The sequence below is a fragment of the Streptomyces sp. NPDC056480 genome (genome assembly GCF_042795405.1).
Taxonomy (GTDB): Bacteria; Actinomycetota; Actinomycetes; order Streptomycetales; family Streptomycetaceae; genus Streptomyces.
On record NZ_JBHTSA010000114.1, the window covers coordinates 1 to 24,057 of the forward strand.

Sequence of the window (24,057 nt, forward strand, 5' to 3'; positions counted from 1 at the left end):
CGGTACGACGTACCGTGCGGCGCCCTCGCGTGCGTGCAACCGTGCGCGGATCCGTGCGCGGAGACCCCGTCCGCCCTACGCCGTGGTCGCCAGCAGCTTCCGCAGCAGCCCGGCCAGCTGCGCCGCCTCCTCCTCGCCGAGCGCGCTCTCCAGGGCCTCCCGCTGCTGCGCGAGGCCGGCGGTGACGGACCGGTCCACCAGCTCCCGGCCGTGCTCGGTGAGCGTGACCCGCAGTCCGCGCCGGTCGTGCGGATCGGGGCTGCGGGTGACGAGCCCCGCCTTCTCCAGCTTGTCCAGCCGGCCGGTCATCCCGCCGGTGGTGATCATCAGCGTCGCGGTCAGCTCGCGCGGCGAGAGCGTGTACGGCTCCCCTGAGCGGCGCAGGGTCGCGAGCACGTCGAACTCCCCGAGCGCCAGGCCGTAGGGCGCGTACGCCTTGTCCACCTTGCCGCGCATGGCGTTCGCGAGCCGGTAGATCCGCCCGAAGACGGCCATCGGCACGGTGTCCAGGTCGGGGCGGACCGCCGCCCACTGGTCGGTGATGGCGTCGACGGCGTCGTGGGCGGGGCCGGGGCCGGGGGTCTTCGTGTCCATGCGAGCAGTCTCCTCTTCCGTGTGACTCGATGGCAAGAAAGCCACTTGCAAGTAAGTAGCTTAGTGGTAAGTTAATTACCGCCAAGCCAGTCCGGCCCGCTCGGACCGGCATCCGCAGCAAGGGGGAGACCGTCATGTCCCGCAAGGCAGCCGTCGTCGCGCTGACCGCCCTGGCCCCGATCTCCTGGGGCTCGACCTACTTCGTCACCACGGAGTTCCTGCCGCCCGACCGGCCGCTCTTCACCGGCCTGATGCGCGCCCTGCCCGCCGGGCTCCTGCTCCTGGCGCTCACCCGCAAGCTCCCGCGGGGCGCCTGGTGGTGGAAGTCCGCCGTCCTCGGAGCCCTCAACATCGGCGCGTTCTTCCCGCTGCTCTTCCTCGCCGCCTACCGGCTCCCCGGCGGCGTCGCCGCCGTCGTCGGCTCGGTCGGCCCGCTCTTCGTCGTCGGCCTCGCCGCCCTCTTCCTCGGCGAGAAGCCCACGGTGAGGACCCTGCTCACCGCCATCGCCGCGGCCTTCGGCGTCAGCCTCGTGGTCCTCAAGGCCGGGGCGGCGTTCGACACCGTCGGCGTGCTCGCCGGACTGCTCTCCTCCCTGTCGATGTCGGCCGGCGTCGTCCTCACCAAGCGCTGGGGCCGCCCCGAGGGCGTCGGCGCCCTCGCGCTCACCGGCTGGCAGCTCACCGCGGGCGGCCTGGTCATCCTGCCGATCGCCTTCCTGATCGAGGGTGCCCCGCCGGCCCTGACCGGCACCAACCTGGCCGGGTACGCCTACCTCGCCTTCGGCAACACCGCGATCTCGTACTTCCTCTGGTTCCGCGGCATCGAGCGGCTCAGCGCCTCCTCCGCCACCCTCCTCGGCCCGCTCTCGCCCATCACCGCCGCGATCATCGGCTGGGCTGCGCTCGGGCAGGCCCTCGGCGCGGTGCAGCTGCTCGGCATGCTGATCGCCTTCGGCGCGACCCTGACGGGCCAGCTGAGCCCCCGTACGGCGAAGGGGGCCGAGCCGGCCGCCGAGGCGGACGCCGGACCGGTCGTCGCGGTGGCCGCCGAGCCGGCCGCCGGGCCGGTCGTCGAGGCGCCCCTCGAATCGTTCAGTTCCATCGAAGGAAATGGTCAGAAAGTTTCGATGGACCTGGAAGGTTCGGCGGTGCGACGGTAGGCCCCATGAGCCTGACCAGCACACGTCACCCGACCCCCGTCCACACCCGGAAGCCGGCGCCCGCCCGAGGCGCCGGCTTCGGTGTGCTCCTCGCCCTGCTCGCCACGGTCGTCTGGTCCGGCAGCTTCGTCGCGGCCCGCGCCCTGCACGACACCGTCCCGCCCGTCCAGGCCGCCTTCTGGCGCTGGATCGTCGCGATCCTGGTCGTCACCCCCCTCGCCGCCCGCGCCACCTGGCGGCAGCGACACCTGATCCGCCGTCACCCGGGCTTCGTCGTCCTCGCCTCGCTGCTCGGCATCACCGTCTACAACACCCTCGTCAACCAGGCCGGACTCACCACCTCCGCAGGCAACATGGGCATGATCATGGCCGCCTCTCCGGTGGTCATGGCGCTGTACGAACGGTTCGGCGGCGCCCGGCTCGGGGCCCGGCGCGTCACGGGCATGGTCATCGCCTGCGCCGGCGTGCTGCTCCTGGTCGGCAGGGGAGCCCTGCCCTCCCGGCTCGGCGCCGGCGACCTGTGGATGTTCGCCGCGGCGCTCAGCTTCGCCTCGTACAGCGCCCTCCTCAAGCGCCGGCCGGAGGGACTCGGCGGGGTCGTCTTCCTCTACGCGACCTTCCTCTTCGGCGCCCTGATGCTGCTCCCGCTGTACGTGGCCGACCTCGTGGTCCACGGCGGCTTCGAGCCCACCGCGGGCACCGTCGGCCCGCTCGTCTACGTCGGCGTGCTCTCCTCCGCCGTCGCCTTCTTCGCCTGGAACAAGGCCGTCGCCCTCATCGGCGCGGCCCGTGCCGGCGTCGTCTACTACCTCCAGCCCGTCTGTGTCGCCCTCCTCTCGTACGCCCTGCTCGGCGAGCGGCTCGGCGTCCTCGGCGTGGCCTGCATGGCGCTCATCCTCGGCGGAGTGGCCCTCAGCTCGGCGACCGGCGCGCGCGGGGCCGCATAGCTCCGGATAGGTTGCGCCCCATGACCGAGTGGGACATCAAGAAGCTCCAGATCCTCCGCACCCTCCGTGACCGCGGCACCGTCACCGCGACGGCGGAGGCGCTGCTGATGACCCCCTCGGCCGTGTCGCAGCAGCTCACCAACCTCGCCAGACAGCTCGGCGTACCCGTCCTGGAGGCCCAGGGCCGCCGTGTCCGGCTCACCGACGCCGCCCACCTCGTCCTGCGGCACGCGGAGGTGGTCTTCGCCCAGTTGGAGCGTGCCGACGCCGAACTCGATGGCTATCTGCGGGGCGAGGCGGGAGAGGTGCGGGTGGCGGCGTTCTCGACGGCCGTGCCCGCGCTCGTCGTGCCCGCCGTACGGCAGTTGCGGAGCGCGCACCCCGGGCTCGACGTCCGGATCCGGGAGGCCGAGGCGGCGGAGGCGTACGAACTGCTCTCGGCCGGCGAGGTCGATCTGGCACTCTCGCTCGCCGCCCACGCGCCCTCCGCCCGCGATCCCAAGTTCAGCCGGGTCCCGCTGCTCGCCGACCCCCTCGACGTGGCCCTGCCCGCCGGACACCCCCACGCCGACGCGCCCGGCCTGCGGCTCGCCGACCTCGCCGCCGAGCCCTGGATCTTCGGCGGCTCGGGCCCCTGGTCGGAGATCACCACCGCCGCCTGCGAAGCCGCCGGATTCGTGCCCGAGCAGGCCCACAGCGCCTCCGGCTGGACCGCGATCCTCGCCATGGTCGAGGCCGGGATGGGCATCGCCCTGGTGCCCCGGATGGCCTCCGCGGAACGCCGGGGCGGCGCCGGGATCGTGATGCGGGTCCTCGCCGCCGACCAGCCGCGCCGCCATGTCGTCGCGGCGGTACGGCGCGGGGCGGAGGAGGGCCCGGCGGTGGCGCGGGTGCTGGGAGCGCTCCGGCAGGCGGCGGCCCAGCGGGAGACCGTGCAGCAGGCCTGATCCCGGGCATCGGCCGACGGAGCCGGAGCCGACCCCCTCGGAAATTGTTCAGCAGAACTGAAGACACCCATCGAAAACATTCGATGGACCCACCAGGTCTCCGAGGCGCACAGTCGACGCATGACCTTCGAGACGAGCCAGGACCAGGACCCGCACGCCAACGACGCCGCCCCGTACTCCGGCGGCGACCCGTACGCCGACTACCGGGCCGGTGACTTCCCCTTCACCGAGCTGGTCGACCTCGCCGACCGCCGTCTCGGCGCCGGTGTCGTCGCCGCGAACGACGAGTTCTTCGCCGAGCGGGAGAACCTCCTCGTCCGTGAGCGGGCCGTCTTCGACCCCGAGCACTTCGGCCACAAGGGCAAGATCATGGACGGCTGGGAGACCCGCCGCCGCCGCGGCGCCGACGCCGAGAACGTCTTCCCCGCCCCCGAGGACCACGACTGGGCCATCGTCCGGCTCGGCGCCCCCGGCGTGATCCGCGGGATCGTCGTCGACACCGCCCACTTCCGCGGCAACTACCCGCAGCGCGTGAGCATCCAGGCCACCGCGGTGGAAGGCTCGCCGAGCCCCGCGGAACTCCTGGACGCCAAGTGGGAGGAGCTCGTCCCGCCGACCCCCGTCCGGGGCCACGCCGAGAACGGCTTCACCATCACCGCCGAGCGCCGCTGGACCCACCTCCGGGTCTGCCAGCACCCCGACGGCGGCATCGCCCGCCTCCGCGTCCACGGCGAGGTCGTGCCCGACCCCGAGTGGCTGGAGCTGCTCGGCACCCTCGACCTGATCTCCGTGCTCAACGGCGGCTCGTACGAGGACGCCTCGGACCGGTTCTACTCCTCGCCGACCCAGATCATCCTGCCCGGCACCTCCCGCAAGATGGACGACGGCTGGGAGAACCGGCGCCGCCGGGTGCGCGGCACCAACGACTGGGTGCGCTTCCGGCTCGCCGCGCAGGGCGCCGTCCGCGCCGTCGAGATCGACACCGCCTACCTCAAGGGCAACTCGGCGGGCTGGATCGCCCTCCAGGGGCGCAACGGGGAGACGGGGGAGTGGTTCGAGATCATCCCCCGCACCAGGCTCCAGCCCGACACCCTCCACCGCTTCAAGCTCCCCGCCCAGGCCGTCGTCACCCACGTCCGCCTGGACGCCTTCCCCGACGGCGGCGTCGCCCGGATGCGCCTCCACGGGACCCTGACGGAGCAGGGCGCGGCCGATCTGCGCGCCCGGTTCACGACGCTCGGCGGCTGAGCACGGCCGGGCCCCGCACTTCCGCCCGGCGGAGCGGCAGCGCGCCGACGCCCGCCCGCCGGGCGGACCTCACGGTCGGTTCTTCCCGCTCCGTACGCGCCAGACCCGTGGGAGCGCCGATACGCGAAGGGGCCCCGGACCGACCTGGTCCGGGGCCCCTTCCTCCCTACGGGGTGCGTTACTTCGCCGCCGCCGCGTCCGCCGCCCGCGCCCGGAGCGCGCGCTCCACGCCCGCGCGGCTCTCCGTCACCAGGCGGCGCAGCGCCGGGGCCGGGTCGTGCTCGGCGATCCAGGCGTCCGTCGCGTCCAGGGTCTCCTGCGAGACCTGGAGGCTCGGGTAGAGGCCGACCACGATCTGCTGGACGATCTCGTGGCTGCGGGTCTCCGAGACGCCCTTGATCGACGCGAAGTACTTCGCCGTGTACGGGGCGAGCAGCTCGCGCTGGTCGGCCTGCACGAAGCCGCCGATGACGGCCTCCTGCACGGCGTTCGCCAGCTTGTCGTCCTCGACGACCGAGGCCCAGGCCTCCGCCTTCGCCGCCTCCGTCGGACGGCCCGCGCGCGCGGTGGCCGCGTGGCGCTCGCCCGCCGCGGTGCGGTCGCGCTCCAGCTCGGCGGCGATCTCCGGCTCGTCGTAGACGCCGGTGGCCGCGAGCCGCTGGACGAACGCCCAGCGCAGCTCGGTGTCGACCGCCAGGCCCTCGATGGTCTCGCGGCCCTCGAGGAGGGCCGCGAGCAGGTCCAGCTGCTGCGGGGTGCGGGCGGTCGCCGCGAAGGCGCGCGCCCAGGCCAGCTGGTGGTCGCTCGCGGGCGCGGACGCCTGGAGGTGCGCGAGGGTGGCCTCGGTCCAGCGGGCCAGCCCGGCCTCGCGCCACTCCGGCGCCGCGTACATCTCCAGGGCCGCCTTGACCTGGCCCTGGAGCGACTGGACCACGCCGATGTCGGACTCCTTGGCGACACCGGAGAGCACGAGCTCCAGGTAGTCGCGGGTGGCCAGCTCGCCGTCACGGGTCATGTCCCAGGCCGAGGCCCAGCACAGGGCGCGCGGCAGCGACTCGGCGAAGTCGCCGAGGTGCGCGGTGACGTTCTTCAGGGACACCTCGTCGAGGCGGACCTTGGCGTACGACAGGTCGTCGTCGTTGAGGAGGACGACCGCCGGGCGGGCCTTGCCCACGAGCTGCGGGACGGCGGTCAGCCCGGCGGCCTCGATGTCGAGTTCGAGGCGCTCGGTGCGGACCAGCTTGCCGGCCGCGTCGAGGTCGTAGAAGCCGATCGCGATCCGGTGCGGGCGCAGGACGGCCTCGCCCTTGGCGCCGGCGGGGAGCGCGGGCGCCTCCTGCTTGACGGCGAAGGAGGTGATCGAGCCGTTCTCGTCGGTCTCGATCTCCGGGCGGAGGATGTTGATGCCGGCGGTCTCCAGCCATGCCTTCGACCAGGTCTTCAGGTCGCGGCCGGAGGTCTCCTCCAGGGCGCCGAGGAGGTCGGAGAGGCGCGTGTTGCCGAAGGCGTGGGCCTGGAAGTAGGCCTGGACGCCCTTGAAGAACTCGTCCTGGCCGACGTAGGCGACGAGCTGCTTCAGGACCGAGGCGCCCTTGGCGTACGTGATCCCGTCGAAGTTGACGAGCACGTCCTCCAGGTCGTTGATCTCGGCCATGATCGGGTGCGTGGAGGGCAGCTGGTCCTGGCGGTAGGCCCAGGTCTTCTCCGCGTTGGCGAAGGTCGTCCACGCGTTGGGCCAGCGGGTGCCCGTCACCGAGGCCTGGCAGGCGACGGAGGTGTAGGTGGCGAACGACTCGTTCAGCCAGAGGTCGTTCCACCACTCCATCGTCACGAGGTCGCCGAACCACATGTGGGCGAGCTCGTGCAGGATGGTCTCGGCGCGCCGCTCGTACGCCGCGTCCGTCACCTTCGAGCGGAAGACGTACTGGTCGCGGATGGTGACCGCGCCCGCGTTCTCCATCGCGCCCGCGTTGAACTCCGGCACGAAGAGCTGGTCGTACTTCGCGAACGGGTAGTCGTACGCGAACTTCTCCTGGAACCAGTCGAAGCCCTGGCGCGTGACGTCGAAGATGTGGTCCGCGTCGAGGAACTCGGCGAGCGACGGACGGCAGTAGATGCCGAGCGGGACGCTCTGCCCGTCCTTCTCGTACGAGGAGTGCACCGAGTGGTAGGGGCCGACGATCAGCGCGGTGATGTACGTGGAGATCCGCGGCGTCGGCTCGAAGGTCCAGACGTCGTCCTTGGGCTCCGGGGTCGGAGAGTTGGAGATGACCTTCCAGCCCGTCGGCGCCTTCACGGTGAACTGGAAGGTCGCCTTGAGGTCGGGCTGCTCGAACGAGGCGAAGACGCGACGCGCGTCCGGCACCTCGAACTGCGTGTACAGATAGGCCTGGTCGTCGACCGGGTCGACGAAGCGGTGCAGACCCTCGCCGGTGTTGGTGTACGCGCAGTCGGCGACGACCTTCAGCTCGTTGCGGCCGGCCAGCAGATGGCGCAGGTCGATCCGGGAGTCCCGGAAGACGGCGCCGATCTCCAGCGAGTGGCCGTTCAGCACGACCTCGTGGACGGCGGGGGCGACGAGATCGATGAAGGTCGAGGCGCCGGCCTCGGCGGAATCGAAGCGGACGGTGGTGACGGACCGGTAGGTGCCGCCCTCCTGCGCACCGGAGAGGTCGAGTTCGACCTCGTACGCGTCCACGGTGAGCAGCGCTGCCCGCTGCTGAGCCTCTTCACGGGTCAGGTTTGTGCCAGGCACCCGGTCAACTCCTCGGTTTTGTGATGTTTGGCCCATCCTTCCACGGGGTGTGTCGGCAGCGCACGAGACATTTCCCAGGGCGAACACGGGAGCCTTCCCGGGCGAACGCGCGAGGGCGGCCACCCGTCTCCGGATGGCCGCCCTCGTGGCGTGGCGGGGGTCAGGCGCCCTTGAGCTCGGCCGCGACCAGCTCGGCGATCTGCACGGCGTTCAGCGCCGCGCCCTTGCGCAGGTTGTCGTTGGAGAGGAAGAGCGCGAGGCCGTTCTCGACGGTCTCGTCCACCCGGATGCGGCCCACGTACGAGGCGTCCTTGCCGGCCGCCTGGAGCGGGGTCGGGATCTCGGAGAGCTCGACGCCCTCGGCGTCCTCGAGCAGCTCGTAGGCGCGCTCGACGCTGATCGGGCGGTCGAAGCGGACGTTCACCTGGAGGGAGTGGCCGGAGAAGACCGGGACGCGCACGCAGGTGCCGGAGACCTTGAGGCCGGGGATCTCCAGGATCTTGCGGGACTCGTTGCGGAGCTTCTGCTCCTCGTCGGTCTCGAAGGAGCCGTCGTCCACGATCGAGCCGGCCAGCGGGACCACGTTGAACGCGATCGGGCGCTTGTAGACGGCGGGCTCGGGGAACGCGACGGCCTCGCCGTCGAACGCCAGCCGGTCGGCGGTCTCGGCCACGGCACACGCCTGCGTGCGCAGCTCGGCGACACCGGCCACGCCCGAGCCGGAGACGGCCTGGTAGGTGGTGGCGATCAGCGCGGTGAGGCCGGCCTCCTGGTGGAGCGGCTTGAGGACCGGCATCGCGGCCATCGTGGTGCAGTTCGGGTTGGCGATGATGCCCTTGGGGCGGTCCTTGATCGCGTGCGCGTTGACCTCGGAGACCACCAGCGGGACCTCGGGGTCGCCGCGCCAGGCGGAGGAGTTGTCGATCACGACGGCGCCCTGGGAGGCGACCTTCTCGGCGAGGGCGCGGGAGGTGGCGCCGCCGGCGGAGAAGAGGACGATGTCCAGGCCGGTGTAGTCGGCGGTGGAGGCGTCCTCGACCGTGACGCCGTCCACGACGGTGCCGGCGGAGCGGGCGGAGGCGAAGAGCCGCAGCTCGTCGAGGGGGAAGCTCCGCTCGGCCAGGATGCTGCGCATGACTGTGCCGACCTGACCGGTGGCTCCGACGATTCCGACCTTCACGGGGACTCCTCCGTACGTATGTGCAGGTTGCTGCCGGTCCATGATGCGTATGTCCCGGGTCGCCTTGTCCAATCCATTGTCCAAGGGACGGGACGGAAGGGGGTCAGCTCTCCTTCGTGCGGGCGTAGTGGCGGGAGGCCTTGGCGCGGTTGCCGCAGACGGCCATCGAGCACCAGCGGCGGGTGCCGTTCCGTGAGGTGTCGAAGAAGTGCAGGATGCACGCCTCGTGGGCGCAGGCCCGGATCCGGTCGGGGGCGGTGCGCAGCAGGTCGAGGTAGTCGCGGGCGGCGGTCCAGCCGGGGCCCCAGGCGGGGTCCGCGAACTCGGGCCGTTCACCGGGACCCTCGGCGGTGAGCGTGGCCCGGATGCGGCCGTGGCCGAGGACGGCGTCGACGCGGGCGACGGCGGTGGGGTCGCCGGGGCGGTCGACGAGCGCGGTGAGCGCGTCCCGGGCGGCGAGGGTGTGGCGCAGGGTGGTGGCGTCGGCGGTGAACCGCTCGCCGAGCCCGTTGGCGGCGAGCCAGACGGTGAGCCCCCCGACCCCGGTGAGCAGGTCCTGTCGGACGCCCTCCTCGTTCCAGCGGGTGTTGAGCAGGTCGAGGGAGACGGGCTCGCCGACGAGCGGCCGTGGGTCGATCGCGGTCATGACGGGAGCCCTCCTCGGTGAACTAACCCCTCAAGAGTACGTGAGCGGTTGACGCCCCTCGCATCTAACCTCTAAAGTCGCATTGAGAGGTTAGCCCGGGAGAGGGGCTGGCCGCACCCGGAACGATGGGATCCGCCATGACCGCGATCGGCACGCTCACCACCCACCACGTCGGCCTCAACGTCACCGACCTGGACCGCTCGCTCACCTTCTACGGAGAGGTCCTCGGCTTCGAGACGCTCGGCGAGGGCGCGGAGGGAGACAGCCGCTTCGCCTTCCTCGGCCGGGACGGCCGGCTCGTCCTCACCCTCTGGCAGCAGGCCGGCGAGGCCTACGCGCCCGGCCGCGCGGGTCTCCACCACCTCGCCTTCGAGGCCGAGTCCCTCGACCACGTCCGCGCCGCCGAGGCCGCGCTGCTCGCCCGCGGCGCGACCTTCGCCTACGAGGGCGTCGTGGCCCACCGCGAGGGCGCCGCCTCGGGCGGCATCTTCTTCCACGACCCGGACGGCACCCGCCTGGAGATCTCGGTCCCGAAGGGGGCCGAGGGCGCGGAAGCCCCGTCGGACTCCGCCCCGACCTGCGGCTTCTTCTAGAACTGGAGGACCCCGTGCCTGCCCACGACCACGTGACCGCCTACAACCAGGGCTCCCGAGCGGTCCAGGCCCGAGTGGGCGTGGAGGACCTGGCCGCCCACATCGCCCCCTCCATCCGCCCCGGCATCCGTCCCGTCGCCGCCGCCTTCCTGGAAGCCCAGCCGATGCTGATGATCGGCGCGGCGGACCGGGGCGGCCGCGTCTGGGCGAGCCTCCTCACCGGCGCGCCCGGCTTCACCCGCGCCACCGGCCCGCACACCGTGTCCGTCGCCGGCGGCATCCCCGCGTACGACCCGCTCGCCGACGCGATCACCGCCGACGGCACCCCCGTCGGCACCCTCGCCCTCGACCCCCGCACCCGCCGCCGCATGCGCCTCAACGGCACCGCCCGCCCCAGCGCGCGCGGCTTCACGATCGAGGCCGAGCAGGTGTTCTCCAACTGCCCGAAATACCTCCAGAAGAGAGAGTGGTACGGCTCCGATCCGACCGCTCCCGGGACCGGCACCGTCCGGTACGGCGAGGAGCTCACCCCCGCCCAGCTGCGCCAGGTCCGGGCGGCGGACACCTTCTTCGTGGCCAGCGCCGCGTCCGACGGGGTCGACACCAGTCATCGCGGGGGCAACCCCGGGTTCGTCCGGGTCGACGAGCCCCGGGAGCTCAGCTGGCGCGACTACCCGGGCAACGCGATGTTCCTGACCCTGGGGAACCTGGAGTCGGACGGTCGCGCGGGGCTGCTCTTCCTCGACTGGGAGACCGGGACGACCCTGCAGCTCAGCGGCCTCGCCCACACCGAGTACGGTCCCGAGGGGCGCGTCGTCCGCTTCCGTGTCGAGCGCACGGCCGAGACCCCGGCCGGCAGCCCGCTGCGCTGGTCGCCGCCGGAGTACTCCCCGGCCAACCCGACCGCGGCCTGACGAGGACCCACCACCACCGCCGGGCGCCGATGCCCACGGCGCCGACGCGGCCGCAGCGGCCCGCGGCCCCGCGCGGCCCGCCCCGCGGCCCGCCGCCCCGCGCCCCCGTACGCCCGCGCCCACCCGCCGACCCCACCCCGAGGACCGCTCCGTGACCGTCACCCCGGCCCCCGACGCCGCCCTGCCCACCGGCCCCGCCACCGCCGCCGAAACCGCCCCCTCCACGGTTCCGGCGGCAGTCGCGGCCCCGGCCGCACCCCGACGTCGTCCAGGCCCGCCCCCGCGCCCCCGGCCCCGGGTTCTCCTCCTGTCCACCGCCGGAAGCGTCGCCGCGCTGCTCCTCCTGGTCGCCGTCGGGACCGTGCTCGACCAGCCCCTCCTCATCCCGCCGCTCGCCGCGAGCATGGCCCTGGTCGCCGGCGCGCCCGATCTGCCGCTGTCCCAGCCGCGCTCGGTCCTCGGCGGTCAGCTGCTCTCCGCCCTCACCGGCTTCGCCGTCCTGGCCGTGGCGGGGCCGGGCCTCTGGGGCGCCGCCGTCGCGGGCGGTCTCGCCCTGGGCGTGATGACACTGGCCCGTACCCCGCACTCGCCCGCCGCCGCGACCGCCGTGATCGTCGCCGTCACGTCGCCTCCCTTCTGGTCGTTTCTCGGCCTTCTCGCGCTCGCCTGCCTCCTTCTCGTCGCGGTCGGTCTCGGAGCCGCCCGCGTCACCGGCCGGACGTACCCCGTGTACTGGTTCTAACCTCGGTTCATGCAGAAGGACTTGAGGGTGGCGGCCTACGCCGTGTGCGTACGGGACGGGCAGATGCTCCTGGCCCGCTGGGTGGCGGGCGACGGCACCAAACGGTGGACGCTGCCCGGCGGCGGCATGGACCACGGCGAGGAGCCCGTGGACACCGTGGTCCGTGAGGTGGAGGAGGAGACGGGGTACCTCACCGAGCCCACCGCCCTCCTCGGCATCGACTCCATCCGCCGCGGCTGGCTGCGCCGCCTCGGCGGACCCGGCGACTTCCAGGGCCTGCGGATCATCTACGAGGCCCGGATCACCGGCGGGGCCCTGCGCAACGAGACCGACGGTTCCACCGACCTCGCCGCCTGGCATCCGCTCGACACCGTCCCCGCACTGACCCGTGTCGGCCTCGTCGACATCGGCCTCGACCTGTGGCGCGAGCGGCCCCCGGTGGGCCGCTCCCGGCTCGCCGACCCGTCGGCGACCTGAGGCTCGACCGTACGGCTCAGGTTCGGCCGAAAACCGCTCAACCGGCGCAAGCCCGCTCAACCGTCCCGCGGGCCCCCACGGTCCTCCCCGCCGACCGCGGTACACGCACCGCAGCAGAGCCTCAGGGGAGCCCGCATGTCAGCCGTACGCACGACCCGCACCGTCCTCGCCGCCGTCCTGGTCGCCGGACTCACCGCCACGGCACTCGCCACCCCCGCCCTGGCGGCGTCCGCGCCGACGAAGGCCGATCACACCGCCACCCGGGCGGCGCTCCAGGCCGCGGTCGACGCCGGTGTGCCCGGGGTCGTGGCCCAGGCCCGGGACGGCCGGGGCGACTGGACCGGCACCGCCGGCGAGCGCCGGGGCAACGACCGCTTCCGCGTCGGTTCCATCACCAAGACCTTCGTCGCCACCGTCCTCCTCCAGCTCCAGGCGGAGGGCCGGCTCGACCTCGACGACCCGGTCGAGAAGTGGCTGCCCGGCGTCGTCCGCGGCAACGGCCACGACGGCCGCAGGATCACCGTCCGCCAGCTGCTCAACCACACCAGCGGCGTCTACAGCGTCACCTCCGACCCCGGCTTCCAGGAGAAGATCTTCGGCCCCGGCTTCCTGGAGCACCGCTACGACCGCTGGACCCCGCGCCAGCTCGTCGACATCGCCATGACCCACGCGCCGGACTTCGCCCCCGGCACCGACTGGAACTACTCCAACACCAACTACGTCCTGGCCGGGATGGTCATCGAGAAGGTCACCGGCCGCCCCTACGGCAAGGCGGTCGAGAACCGCATCGTCAAGCCGCTCAAGCTCCGCGCCACGAGCGTCCCCGGCACCGACGTGAGGATGCCGAAGCCCAGCTCCCCCGCCTGGTCCACGCTCTCCGCCGACCCGGACGCGCAGGTCCACGACGTCAGCCGGCTGAGCCCCACCATCGCCTACGCGGCCGGCGAGATGATCTCCGACTCCAACGACCTGCAGACCTTCTACCGCGCCCTGCTCAAGGGCCGGCTGCTCCCGAAGGCCGAGATGAGGGAGATGACCACCACCGTCCCGGTGTCCCCCGAACTCCCCGGCGCGGGATACGGACTCGGGCTCATGAAGCAGAAGCTCAGCTGCGGCAAGGAGATCTGGGGTCACGGCGGCGGCATCCACGGTTCCTCCTCCGAGGCCCAGGCCACCCGCGACGGCGGGCACTCCCTCGCCATGAACTTCAACGCCGACTGGACGGGCGACAGCCAGGCCGTCCTGGAGGCCGAGTTCTGCGGCGTCACGCCGAAGCGCTGACCCCTCACCGCGGCAGGACGACGACATACGCGGCGGGCTGCCGGTCGGGCGCGGCCATCAGGGCCGTACGCACCACGGTGGCCTGCTGGTCCATCGCCTCGCGCAGTTTGCGCGGGGTGAGGTGGACGACCGTGATGCCGAGCCGCTCCAGATGCTCCCGCTTGCGGGTGTACTCGGACCACAGCGCGTCCTCGTCCTGCCGCGGCGCCCGGGTGTCCAGCTCGACGGCCACGGCCTGGTCGGGCCAGTAGGCGTCCACCCCGCCCAGATGCGGGCCGCCCGGCAGCCGCAGGTCCACGTTCCACAGCGGGTCCGGCAGGGCGAACTCCCGCACCATCTCGTACAGCCGCTCCTCGGAGAGCGAGCGCCCCTCGGCGAGCAGCGCGTCCACCGCGTCCACCACGTGCGGCCGGGTGAGGAGCCGGGCATGGCTCAACTCACGTACCACCGAGCCAGGTTCGCAGTGCCCACCGCGCACCGCCTCGGTGAGCAGCCGGCGTACGGTCTCCGCGTCCGAGAGCCCCGACACCGCGTCGGCGACGGCGCGGGCGACCGGGGCGACGGGCACACCCGTCAGCTCCACCGGCTCCGGGGACTCGAGGGCGCGCACCACCCGCACCCAGCCGGTGGAGCGCAGCCGCCGGGTCCGGGGGACCAGGACGTCGATGCGGTCCAGGGCGGTGAGCGGGGGAGCGGCGGAGAAGCGGTGCAGGGTGAGCGCGGCGAGTCCGGTGATCATCGCGTCGGGACCCTGCGGGGGCACGGCCCCGGTCCTGCGGGCGTAGAGGAGCGCGGCGTGGAGCCGGTCCTCGCTGGTGGGCGTTCCCGGCTGGAGCAGGAAGACGCCGGGGAGGAGCTGCTGCCAGGCGCCCGGCCGGCACTGCGCGGCGACCTCGCCGGCGGGAATGCCCTGGGCCCTCAACTGGTCGGCGGACGCCAGGCGTTGTGCCCGGCCGGTGTGGGGGGAGAGGGGGAGGGGGCGGGGGGTGATGGGGGTGTTGTGGTTCATGCCGGGGGTCTTCCGCTCCCGAAGGCCGCCCTAACCCCTGTTACACGTTCGTCGACAATTGGGGACAACCCCGTCCTAAAGTACGCGCGTTCGAGTGCCGATGAGGGACGCTGCCCCCGTGGTGGGCATGCGTTCCGCCCGGCGCGGAACGGGTGGGCACCACGCCCCCGAAGGCGGGTGCCGTCTCCCGCGCCCGTAGCACCGGCGCCCGACGCACCGGGGAGCGGCGCCCTCTTCAGGGCCCCGCTCCCCACCGACCGGCTAAACCGCCAGGCGTCCGTCGCAGTCCTGTGCCCGCAGCGCCCGCGCCAGGTCGTCACGCGACTCCAGGACCAGCCGGCGCAGGGCGGGGGCGGCCTCCTCGTGCGCCGACAGCCAGGCGTCCGTCGCGGACAGCGTCGCCTCGTCGTCTTGGAGCCCCGGGAACAGGCCCCGGACCACGTCCATGCCGATCTGGATCGACCGCTCGGCCCACAGCCGCTCGATCACCGCGTAGTACTTCTCCGCGTAGGGGGCGATCAGTTCGCGCTGCGAGGGCTGGACGAAGCCGGCGATCGTCGCCTCGACGAGCGCGTTCGACAGGGTGTCCGACTCGACGACCTGCGCCCAGGCCTGCGCCTTGACGGCCGCCGAGGGCCGCGAGGCCAGCAGACGGACCTGGTGGCGCTTGCCCGTCGCCGTGTCGTCCCGGGTCAGCTCCTCGCCGATCCGGATCTCGTCCGCCCGGCCGTGCACGGCGAGCGGCGAGAGCAGCGACCAGCGCAGCTCCTGGTCGACGTCGAGCCCGTCGATCTTCGCCGTCCCGTCGAGCAGGCCTTCGAGGAGCTGGAGGTCGGCCTCGGACGAGGCCGTCGCGGCGAAGAACCGCGCCCAGGTCAGCTGGTGCTCGCTGCCCGGCTCGGCCACCCGCAGCTCGCGCAGGGCGCCCTCGGCGAGCAGCCGCCCGCCCTCCTCGCGCCACGCGGGCGCTGCGTAGTGGGTGACCGCCGACTTGCCCCAGGCGTGCACCATCTGGAGGACGCCGATGTCGGTCTCCCGGCCCGCGAAGGCGAGGACGACGGAGACGAAGTCCCGGGCGGGCATCAGGGCGTCGCGGGTCAGGTTCCACAGCGCCGACCAGCACAGCGCTCGGGCCAGCGGGTCGGTGATGTCGCCGAGGTGCGCGCGGAGGGTGGCGAGCGAGCCCTCGTCGAAGCGGACCTTGCAGTACGTGAGGTCGTCGTCGTTGACGAGGACCAGGTCGGGCTTCTCCTCGCCCGCCAGGTCGGCGACGACGGTCCGGGCGCCGGTGATGTCGGCCTCGGCGCGCGCGTACCGGACGAGCTCCCCGCCGGAGAGCCGGTAGAGGCCGACGGCGGCGCGGTGGGGGCGCAGCTCGTCGCCCTCCTGGAGGACCGCGAGCTCGGTGATCCGGCCCTCGGCGTCGTAGGTGACGGCCGGCGTCAGGGTGTTCACGCCGGAGGTCTGGAGCCAGGACTTCGCCCAGGCCTTCATGTCACGGCCCGAGGTCTCCTCCAGGATGGTGAGGAGGTCGGCGAGCCGGGTGTTCCCGTAGGCGTGGCGCTTGAAGTAGCGGCGCGCGCCCTCGAGGAACGCGTCCCGGCCGGCGTACGCGACGAGCTGCTTGAGCACCGAGGCGCCCTTGGCGTAGGTGATGCCGTCGAAGTTGAGCTTGGCGTCCTCCAGGTCACGGATGTCGGCCGTGATCGGGTGCGTGGACGGCAGCTGGTCGGCGCGGTACGCCCAGGCCTTGCGGTTGTTCGCGAAGGTCACCCAGCTGTTGGTGAAGCGGGTCGCCTCGGCGAGCGAGAAGGAGCCCATGAAGTCCGCGAAGGACTCCTTCAGCCACAGGTCGTCCCACCACACCATGGTGACGAGGTCGCCGAACCACATGTGCGCCATCTCGTGCAGGATGACGTTCGCCCGGCGCTCGTACGCCGCCTGCGTCACCTTGCCCCGGTAGATGTACTCCTCGCGGAAGGTCACCATGCCCGGGTTCTCCATCGCGCCGAGGTTGTACTCGGGGACGAAGGCCTGGTCGTACTTCCCGAAGGGGTACGGGTAGTCGAAGTTGTCGTGGAAGAAGTCGAAGCCCTGCTTGGTGATCAGGAAGACGTCGTCCGCGTCGAAGTGCTTGGCGAGCCCCTTGCGGCACATCGCGCCGAGCGGGATCTCCAGCTCGGTCCCGTCGGCCAGCGTCCGCGTGTAGCTGTCCGTGACGTAGTGGTACGGGCCCGCCACGACACAGGTGATGTACGTGGAGATCGGCGCCGTCTCGGCGAACCGCCACACGCCCTCGGCGTCCTGCTCGCCCGCGCCGTTCGACCAGACCGTCCAGCCCTCGGGCGCGGTGACCGCGAAGCGGTGCGGGGCCTTGAGGTCGGGCTGCTCGAAGGTGGCGTACACCCGGCGGGCGTCGGCCGGCTCGTACTGCGTGTAGAGGTAGACCTCGCCGTCCTCCGGGTCGACGAAGCGGTGCATGCCCTCGCCGGTCCGGCTGTAGGCGCACTGGGCGTCCACCACGAGGACGTTCTCGTCGGCGAGCCCGTCGAGCGCGATCCGGGAGCCGTCGAAGACGACCGCCGGGTCGAGGGTGCGCCCGTTGAGGGTGACCGCGGTCACGGACGGGGCGATCAGATCCACGAACGTGCTCGTGCCCTCGCCGGTGCGGCGGAAGCGGATCGTCGTCTCGGAGCGGAAGGTGCGCACGGCCTCGGCCGAGTCGCCGACCGCCGAGCGCAGGTCGAGGACGACCTCGTACCCGTCGACGGACAGCAGCGCCGCCCGCTCGTGGGCCTCGTCGCGGGACAGATTCTCACCGGGCACGGTCACTCCTTCGTGGCACGTTCGAAACAGCACCGATCTTCCCATGTGCGGCTGTCACCCGGGACACGGGAATGCCGTCGCGCGTCCGGGGGTTCCCTCCTTTCGGCGCACCGCCGTCTTCTTTCCGCCTTTCTTTTCGCCACGGCCGTACCGAGGAGTGACATGTCCGAGAGCAGGACCACCGCCGACTTCTACTTCGATCCGCTGTGCCCCTGGGCGTGGATGACCTCCCGCTGGATGCTGGAGGTGGAGCAGGTCCGCCCGGTCGACGTGCGGTGGAAGGTCATGAGCCTGGCGGTGCTCAACGAGAACCGTCTCGACGAGGTCCCCGCCGAGTACCGCGAGATGCTGGAGACCAAGGCCTGGGGCCCCGTCCGCGTCGTCATCGCCGCCCAGCAGCTGCACGGCGACGAGGTCGTCGGCAAGCTCTACACCGCGCTCGGCACCCGCTTCCACAACAACGGCGAGGGCCCGACCCGCGAGGCGATCGTCGGCGCCCTGACCGACGCCGGCCTGCCCGAGGACCTGGTGGAGTACGCCGACAAGGACACCTACGACGCCGAGCTGCGCGCCTCTCACACGGAGGGCATATCGAAGGTCGGCCAGGACGTCGGCACCCCGGTCATCGCGGTGCCGGGCGCGGACGGCGACGAGGTCGCCTTCTTCGGCCCCGTCGTCACCCCGACCCCGCGCGGCGAGGCGGCGGCCCGGCTCTGGGACGGCACCCTGCTGGTGGCGTCGACGCCCGGCTTCTACGAGATCAAGCGCACGCGGACGGCGGATCCCAGCTTCACGTAGTCCGTGAGGCCTCTCCCGAGGCATGGAAGAACCCCCGTGATTCACGTCATCACGGGGGTTCTTCTTTCATCCGCCTGCGAGTGAAGGTTGAGAAGACGATCACGAGCAGGACGACAGGGGGAGCCCTCCCGGGCGCCGGTCAGAAGGAGATCAGCGGTACGGAGGCCTTGGCGGCGTGGTAGCGCTTGCTGACGTCCTGCCAGTTGACGACCTGCCACATGGCCTCGATGAAGTCCACCTTCTGGTTCTTGTACTGCAGGTAGAAGGCGTGCTCCCAGGCGTCGAAGACGAGGACCGGCACCGAGCCCTGGCCGACGTTGCCCTGGTGGTCGTAGACCTGCTCGACGATCAGCCGGCCGCTGATCGGCTCGTACGCGAGGACGCCCCAGCCGGAGCCCTGGGTGGTCGCGGAGGCCTTGGTCAGCTGGGCCTTGAACTTGGCGAAGGAGCCGAAGGACTCGGTGATCGCGTCCGCGAGGTCACCGACGCCGTCGGCGGCCAGCGGCTCGCCGCCGCCCCCGTCCTTCGGGCTGTTCATGTTGTTCCAGTAGATGGAGTGGAGGATGTGGCCGGAGAGGTGGAAGGCCAGGTTCTTCTCCAGGCCGTTGATCGCGCCCCACTGGTCCTTGTCGCGCGCCTCCTCCAGCTGCTCCAGGGTGTCGTTCGCTCCCTTGACGTACGCGGCGTGGTGCTTGTCGTGGTGCAGCTCGATGATCTGCGGATTGATCACCGGCTCCAGCGCCGCGTAGTCGTACGGCAGCTCCGGAAGTGTGTAGATCGCCATTGCCGAGCCCTTCGCCTGACCTCTTATTGCAACCTATATGCAAGTGCAGGCTAACAGTAGGTGCGCACGATGTTGATCAGCCCTTGGTCCTAAGTCGGTCCTAGGCCTCTGGTGGGTTCGTACTGCTTCCGCGCGCTCCGCCGAACGGGCCAAGCGGCACTGGGACCGCGCCCACCAAGATCCATAACGTGCTGGCATGAGACTCCCCCTGAGACTTCTCGCGGCGACCGCGCTCCTCGCCGTGCTCGGCGCCACCCCCGCCGTCGCCGCCCCCGAGGACTGGCAGCGGGTCGGCACCGACGCGCACGGCGGCATCAGCGGCATCGCCCACGAGGGCACCGGCGCGCTGGTCGTCCACGACAACAAGCGGACCGGACAGCAGCGCCTCTCCCGCCTCACCCACGCGGAGGGGCCCGCCACCGTCACCCCGCTCTCCTGGAGCGGCGTCGAGCCCGTCGACCTGGAGGCGATCGAGGCCGTCCCCGGCGCCCCCGGCGAGTACGTGGCCCTCGCCGCCCGCGGCATCGTCTACCGCCTCAGGGTCGACGGCGCCGCCGCCACCGTCCTCGACTACTCCCCGCTCCCGGAGATCGGCGAGGGCGACGACTTCGAGAGCTTCGCCCTCGTGTCCCGGGACGGGAGGTTCGCCGCGCTCTGGGCGGACCGCGGCTCCGGCACGGACCGGCCCGCCACCCTGTACGCGGCGCCGCTCTCGTTCGCGTCCTGGGGGCAGGTGCTGTTCGGCGCCGTCAGCCGCCGCGTCTACCGGTCGGCGTATCCGGCCGGCGCCGGGGCGCGCCACATCTCCGACATCACGGTGACCGACTCCGGGCGGATCCTGGTCGGTTCGGCGTCGGACGCCGGGGACGACGGCCCGTTCGACTCGGCCGTGAGCGACGCGGGCCGGGTGACGCTCTCGGCCGTCGGCCGGGTGCGGATCTCGCTCGACGCGGCACCGAAGGTCCTCGGCACCTTCCCCGGCTCCAAGATCGAAGCCGTGGAGTGCCTGCCGGGCACGGGCGACGCCCTGCTCGGCACGGACGACGAGAACGCCGGAGGGTCCGTGCGGACGGCCCCGTACTGCGGAGTCTGACCCCACCGACCGGCACCCCTCCCGACCGGCACCCCTGCCGACCCGCACCCCTCCCGACCGGCGCCCCTGCCGACCGGCACCCCTCCCGACCGGCACCCCTCCGGACACGGCCGCACCCCTCCGGACACGGCGCCGCGCCCCGCCGAGCACGAGCTGCTCGACGGGGCGCGGCGGGGCCGGAGGGGGGAGGCTCAGGACTCCTCGGACACCGGTCCCCGCAGCTTCTGCCGCGCGAAGCCGACGGCGGCGAGCAGCAGCGTCAGGCCGCCCGTCCAGTACAGCTGCACCCGCGTGCCCTCCTCGCGGGCCATCAGGACGAAGATCGCCGCCATGCCGGCCAGCGCCACCCAGGTCAGCACCGGGAAGGCCCACATCCGCACGACCAGCTTCTCGGGCGCCTCGCGCTCGGTGCGGCGCCGCAGCACCAGCTGGGACGCGGCGATGAAGAACCAGACGACCAGGATGATCGCGCCGATCGTGTTGAGCAGCCAGACGAAGATGTCGTCCGGACGCCAGTAGCTGAGCAGCACGCAGGCGAAGCCGAAGACGGAGGAGACGAGCACCGCCGGGCGGGGGACCCCGCCGAAGGTGCGGCCGAGCGCCTTCGGGCCCTGGCCGCGCGAGACGAGCGAACCGGCCATGCGGGAGGCGCCGTAGATGTTGGCGTTCATCGCCGACAGCAGGGCGACGAGCACGACGACGTTCATGATCTGGCCGGCCGCCGGGATGCCCAGGTGGTCGAGGGTCGCGACGTACGGGCCCTTCTCGACGACCGCCTTGTCGCCCCACGGGACGAGCGTGACGATGACCGCCATGGAGCCGATGTAGAAGAGCGCGATCCGCCACATCGCCGTACGGACCGCCTTGGCGACGCCCTGCACCGGGTGCTCCGACTCGGCCGCCGCGATGGTGACCGTCTCCAGACCGCCGTACGCGAAGACGGAGGCGAGCAGACCCACGATCAGGCCCTCGGAGCCGTGCGGGAAGAAGCCGCCGTCGCCGGTGAGGTTCGCGGTGCCGGGGGCGTCCGTGCCGGGCAGGACGCCGACGATCGCGAGGACGCCGATGCCGAGGAACAGCACGATCGCGCCGACCTTGAGCGCGGCGAACCAGAACTCGAACTCGCCGAAGTTCTTCACGGCCGCGAGGTTGGTGACGCAGAAGACCAGCATGAAGAGCGCGACCCAGGCCCACTCGGGGCTGTCCGGGAACCAGCCGGTCATGATCTTCGCGGCGCCGATGCCCTCCAGGCCGACCGCGACGCAGAGCAGGAACCAGAAGGCCCAGCCGGCGGTGAAGCCGGCCCAGGGGCCGAGGGCCCGCTCGGCGTGGACGGAGAACGAGCCGGAGGCCGGGTTCGCCGCGGACATCTCGCCGAGCATGCGCATCACCAGCATCACGAGGATGCCGGAGATCGCGTAGGCGATCACGATCGAGGGCCCGGCGGCGGCGATACCGGCGCCGGAGCCGACGAAGAGCCCGGCGCCGATGACGCCGCCGAGGGCGATCATCGAGAGATGGCGCTGCTTGAGGCCGTGGCTGAGGCCTTCGGCGGTTGCGGTCGCGCCGTCCTTGCGGTCGGCCGGCGCGGGCGCGGTGGTCCGAGACATGGGCGAGCCCTGTTCACTAGCTGAGACGGGGGAGGGAGCCCACAGTCTGTGGGCCACCACCGCTCACAGGGAACGGATGTCCGCTATACGGGCACGACCTTCACACAAGGTGAAGATCTAACCTCGCTTCGTACGCAGCTCCCGGACCCAGGCCACCAGCAGCACCGCCCCGGTCGCCGCCCCCGACCACAGCACCTGCGGCCGGGCCCCGTCGTCGGAAAGCATCAGGACGAGCACCGCGCCCATCGCGGCGAGCGCCACCCAGGTCAGCCACGGGAAGCCCCACATCCGCAGCGTCAGCGTCTCGGGGGCCTCGCGCTCGATCCGGCGCCGCAGCCGCAGCTGCGAGACCGCGATCAGCGCCCAGACGAAGAGCAGCACCGCGCCGACCGCGTTGAGCATGTAGAGGAAGACGGAATCCGGCCACTTCAGATTCAGCAGTACGGAGACGAAGCCGAAGGCCACCGAGGCGAGCACCGCCCGCCGCGGCACCCCTCCGCCGGAGACCCGGAGCAGCCCCTTCGGCGCCTCGCCGCGCTCGGCCAGCGAGAACACCATCCGCGAGGAGCCGTACAGGTTCGCGTTGAGCGCCGAGAGCAGCGCCACGAACACCACCACGTTCATGATCTGGCCCGCCGCCGGCACCCCGATCGCGTCCAGGGCGGCGACGTACGGCGACTCGCCCGGCTCCATCGAGGTCCAGGGCAGCAGCGTCACGATGACCAGCATCGAGCCCACGTAGAAGAGGAGGATCCGCCAGACGGCGCTGCGCACCGCCCGCGCCACGTTCCGCGCCGGGTCGTCGGACTCGGCCGCCGCGATCGTGACGACCTCCAGACCGCCGAAGGCGAAGACGACGGCGAGGACCCCGGAGATCACTCCCGACCAGCCGTTGGGCAGGAAGCCGCCCTGTCCGGTCAGATTCGCGAGCCCCACCGGATCCGTGTCGGGCAGCCAGCCGACGATCGCCAGCGTGCCGAGCACCAGGAAGAGGACGATCGCGCCGACCTTGAGCGCCGCGAACCAGAACTCGAACTCGCCGAAGTTCTTCACCGCCGCGAGGTTGGCCACGGTGAACACGATCATGAAGATCAGCACCCAGCCCCACTGCGGGACCCCCGGCACCCAGCCGTTCGCGATGCGCGCCGCGCCGGTCGCCTCCACGGCGAGGACGACGACGAGCAGGAACCAGTACAGCCAGCCCACCGAGAAGCCGGCCCACCGGCCCAGGGCCCGCTCGGCGTGCACGGAGAAGGCTCCCGAGGCGGGCATCGCCGCCGACATCTCGCCCAGCATCCGCATGACCAGCATCGCGAGGGCGCCGGCGATCAGATACGAGACCACGATCCCGGGCCCGGCGACGGCGATGCCCGCGCCGGAGCCGACGAAGAGACCGGCGCCGATCACGCCGCCGAGCCCCAGCATCGTCAGATGACGCTGCTTCAGACCGTGGGAGAGGGGCTCCGGTTCGGAGGCGAGGGAGTCGTGCATGGAGGGGGCTCGTGCTCTCTGACGGTTTATGGAGACCCCACAGTCTCTCCAGTGAACGACCCCTGGCGCAAAAGGGACCTCCGCGCAGGACTTCCCAGTGACAAGCGTCACGTGGCGAGAAGGGTGATCGGCGCGGTTTGTTCGATCTCAACGAAGCACTCGACCATCGCTTTGTCGGCGGCTGACGGTGATCGAGCGTTCACTCCTGGCATACGGTCAAGGCGTCCCACCCACCCTCACCCCCGCGGAGTACCGATGAGCACCGCCGCCGCCCCCGTCCGTTCCCTCCGTGCGGGAACCGTCCTCGCCGACCTGCTGCCCGCGAGCGGCAGCGTGGCCGCGAGCCGGGCCCGCGACATCGCCCTGGTCGTCGGCGGCGCCGCCCTCACCGGCCTCGCCGCGCAGCTCTCCGTCCCGGTCCCCGGCTCGCCGGTCCCGGTCTCCGGCCAGACCTTCGCCGCCCTGCTCGTCGGCACGGCCCTCGGCGCCCGCCGCGGCTTCCTCGCCCTGGCCCTGTACGCGGTGGCCGGCATGGCGGGCGTGCCGTGGTTCGCGCAGGCCACCTCGGGCTACGGCATGCCGTCCTTCGGCTACGTCCTCGGCATGCTGCTCGCCGCGACCGTCGTCGGCGCCCTCGCCCGCCGCGGCGCGGACCGCTCGGTGCTCCGCACGGCCGGCGCGATGGTCCTGGGCTCCGCGGTCGTCTACGCGGTCGGCGTGCCGTACCTGGCGTTCGCCACCGGCATGACCCTCGGCCAGGCCGTCGCCGCGGGCCTCACCCCGTTCCTCATCGGCGACGCCCTCAAGGCGGCCCTCGCGATGGGCGTCCTGCCGACCGCGTGGAAGCTGCTCGACCGCAAGGGCTGAGCCGTCGCCCCGTCCGTACGGGACCCGAGCGCAGACGAGGAGGGCCCGCCGTTCCCCGAGGAACGGCGGGCCCTCTCGCGTGGGTGCCCCGGCGC

General features: G+C 72.2%; 21 protein-coding genes. 12 read left to right on the forward strand and 9 right to left on the reverse strand.

The window, feature by feature from the left end; translation table 11 throughout:
• Window positions 1-75: 75 nt before the first annotated feature.
• Window positions 76-594 carry a MarR family winged helix-turn-helix transcriptional regulator gene (locus ACFQ79_RS33050; RefSeq protein WP_383590286.1) on the reverse strand — a complete coding sequence of 173 codons (519 nt, stop codon included), beginning with the start codon at window positions 592-594 and terminating at the stop codon, window positions 76-78.
• Between the two features lie 134 nt (window positions 595-728).
• On the opposite strand from ACFQ79_RS33050, the gene ACFQ79_RS33055 reads away from it, so the two are divergent.
• The 4 genes from ACFQ79_RS33055 to alc all read left to right on the forward strand — a co-directional run bounded on the left by ACFQ79_RS33055 (window position 729) and on the right by alc (window position 4,896).
• A complete protein-coding gene (locus ACFQ79_RS33055; protein WP_383590288.1) occupies window positions 729-1,754 on the forward strand; it encodes an EamA family transporter in 1,026 nt (341 codons plus the stop codon).
• 5 nt (window positions 1,755-1,759) lie between these two features.
• A complete protein-coding gene (locus ACFQ79_RS33060) occupies window positions 1,760-2,701 on the forward strand; it encodes a DMT family transporter (protein ID WP_383590290.1) in 942 nt (313 codons plus the stop codon).
• A 20-nt stretch (window positions 2,702-2,721) separates the two neighbouring features.
• Entirely contained in the window at window positions 2,722-3,648 is a 927-nt protein-coding gene (locus ACFQ79_RS33065; RefSeq protein WP_383590292.1) for a LysR family transcriptional regulator, read from the forward strand.
• Window positions 3,649-3,768: 120 nt separating this feature from the next.
• The gene (gene alc, locus ACFQ79_RS33070) at window positions 3,769-4,896 is read left to right on the forward strand and encodes an allantoicase (protein ID WP_383590294.1); all 1,128 of its coding nucleotides are present in this window, start codon (window positions 3,769-3,771) and stop codon (window positions 4,894-4,896) included.
• Window positions 4,897-5,074: 178 nt separating this feature from the next.
• On the opposite strand, the gene pepN (ACFQ79_RS33075) is transcribed toward alc, so the two are convergent.
• From pepN (ACFQ79_RS33075) to ACFQ79_RS33085, 3 genes are all read right to left on the reverse strand, one after another.
• Entirely contained in the window at window positions 5,075-7,651 is a 2,577-nt protein-coding gene (pepN, locus tag ACFQ79_RS33075; RefSeq protein WP_383590296.1) for an aminopeptidase N, read from the reverse strand.
• 160 nt (window positions 7,652-7,811) lie between these two features.
• Window positions 7,812-8,831, reverse strand: a complete 1,020-nt coding sequence (locus tag ACFQ79_RS33080; RefSeq protein WP_383590298.1) for an aspartate-semialdehyde dehydrogenase — start codon at window positions 8,829-8,831, stop codon at window positions 7,812-7,814.
• A gap of 103 nt (window positions 8,832-8,934) precedes the next feature.
• Window positions 8,935-9,477, reverse strand: a complete 543-nt coding sequence (locus ACFQ79_RS33085; RefSeq protein WP_383590300.1) for a CGNR zinc finger domain-containing protein — start codon at window positions 9,475-9,477, stop codon at window positions 8,935-8,937.
• Between the two features lie 137 nt (window positions 9,478-9,614).
• Here ACFQ79_RS33085 and ACFQ79_RS33090 point away from each other — a divergent pair, with 137 nt between their 5' ends.
• The 5 genes from ACFQ79_RS33090 (at window position 9,615) to ACFQ79_RS33110 (ending at window position 13,484) form a co-directional block, all read left to right on the forward strand.
• Entirely contained in the window at window positions 9,615-10,070 is a 456-nt protein-coding gene (locus ACFQ79_RS33090) for a VOC family protein (RefSeq protein WP_383590302.1), read from the forward strand.
• A gap of 32 nt (window positions 10,071-10,102) precedes the next feature.
• On the forward strand, window positions 10,103-10,984 hold the full coding sequence (locus ACFQ79_RS33095) for a pyridoxamine 5'-phosphate oxidase family protein (protein WP_383590323.1): 882 nt from the start codon (window positions 10,103-10,105) through the stop codon (window positions 10,982-10,984).
• Between the two features lie 151 nt (window positions 10,985-11,135).
• On the forward strand, window positions 11,136-11,726 hold the full coding sequence (locus ACFQ79_RS33100; RefSeq protein WP_383590304.1) for an HPP family protein: 591 nt from the start codon (window positions 11,136-11,138) through the stop codon (window positions 11,724-11,726).
• A gap of 9 nt (window positions 11,727-11,735) precedes the next feature.
• A complete protein-coding gene (locus ACFQ79_RS33105) occupies window positions 11,736-12,203 on the forward strand; it encodes an NUDIX hydrolase (protein WP_383590306.1) in 468 nt (155 codons plus the stop codon).
• Window positions 12,204-12,338: 135 nt separating this feature from the next.
• The gene (locus tag ACFQ79_RS33110; RefSeq protein ID WP_383590307.1) at window positions 12,339-13,484 is read left to right on the forward strand and encodes a serine hydrolase domain-containing protein; all 1,146 of its coding nucleotides are present in this window, start codon (window positions 12,339-12,341) and stop codon (window positions 13,482-13,484) included.
• Between the two features lie 4 nt (window positions 13,485-13,488).
• Here ACFQ79_RS33110 and ACFQ79_RS33115 read toward each other — a convergent pair whose 3' ends face one another.
• Complete coding sequence (locus tag ACFQ79_RS33115; RefSeq protein ID WP_383590309.1) at window positions 13,489-14,493, reverse strand: hypothetical protein; 1,005 nt, start codon at window positions 14,491-14,493, stop codon at window positions 13,489-13,491.
• Between the two features lie 261 nt (window positions 14,494-14,754).
• On the reverse strand, window positions 14,755-17,319 hold the full coding sequence (gene pepN, locus ACFQ79_RS33120) for an aminopeptidase N (RefSeq protein ID WP_383590311.1): 2,565 nt from the start codon (window positions 17,317-17,319) through the stop codon (window positions 14,755-14,757).
• Between the two features lie 162 nt (window positions 17,320-17,481).
• Here pepN (ACFQ79_RS33120) and ACFQ79_RS33125 point away from each other — a divergent pair, with 162 nt between their 5' ends.
• The gene (locus tag ACFQ79_RS33125) at window positions 17,482-18,117 is read left to right on the forward strand and encodes a DsbA family protein (protein WP_383590313.1); all 636 of its coding nucleotides are present in this window, start codon (window positions 17,482-17,484) and stop codon (window positions 18,115-18,117) included.
• Window positions 18,118-18,256: 139 nt separating this feature from the next.
• Here ACFQ79_RS33125 and ACFQ79_RS33130 read toward each other — a convergent pair whose 3' ends face one another.
• Entirely contained in the window at window positions 18,257-18,901 is a 645-nt protein-coding gene (locus ACFQ79_RS33130; RefSeq protein ID WP_209494873.1) for a superoxide dismutase, read from the reverse strand.
• A 196-nt stretch (window positions 18,902-19,097) separates the two neighbouring features.
• On the opposite strand from ACFQ79_RS33130, the gene ACFQ79_RS33135 reads away from it, so the two are divergent.
• The gene (locus ACFQ79_RS33135; RefSeq protein ID WP_383590315.1) at window positions 19,098-19,994 is read left to right on the forward strand and encodes a hypothetical protein; all 897 of its coding nucleotides are present in this window, start codon (window positions 19,098-19,100) and stop codon (window positions 19,992-19,994) included.
• 191 nt (window positions 19,995-20,185) lie between these two features.
• Here ACFQ79_RS33135 and ACFQ79_RS33140 read toward each other — a convergent pair whose 3' ends face one another.
• Both ACFQ79_RS33140 and ACFQ79_RS33145 read right to left on the reverse strand, forming a co-directional pair.
• Window positions 20,186-21,604 carry an amino acid permease gene (locus ACFQ79_RS33140; protein ID WP_383590317.1) on the reverse strand — a complete coding sequence of 473 codons (1,419 nt, stop codon included), beginning with the start codon at window positions 21,602-21,604 and terminating at the stop codon, window positions 20,186-20,188.
• A 117-nt stretch (window positions 21,605-21,721) separates the two neighbouring features.
• The gene (locus tag ACFQ79_RS33145; protein WP_383590319.1) at window positions 21,722-23,095 is read right to left on the reverse strand and encodes an amino acid permease; all 1,374 of its coding nucleotides are present in this window, start codon (window positions 23,093-23,095) and stop codon (window positions 21,722-21,724) included.
• Between the two features lie 255 nt (window positions 23,096-23,350).
• On the opposite strand from ACFQ79_RS33145, the gene ACFQ79_RS33150 reads away from it, so the two are divergent.
• Window positions 23,351-23,962: a biotin transporter BioY gene (locus ACFQ79_RS33150; RefSeq protein WP_383590321.1), complete on the forward strand. Its 612-nt coding sequence runs from the start codon at window positions 23,351-23,353 to the stop codon at window positions 23,960-23,962.
• The last annotated feature ends 95 nt before the right edge of the window (window positions 23,963-24,057 follow it).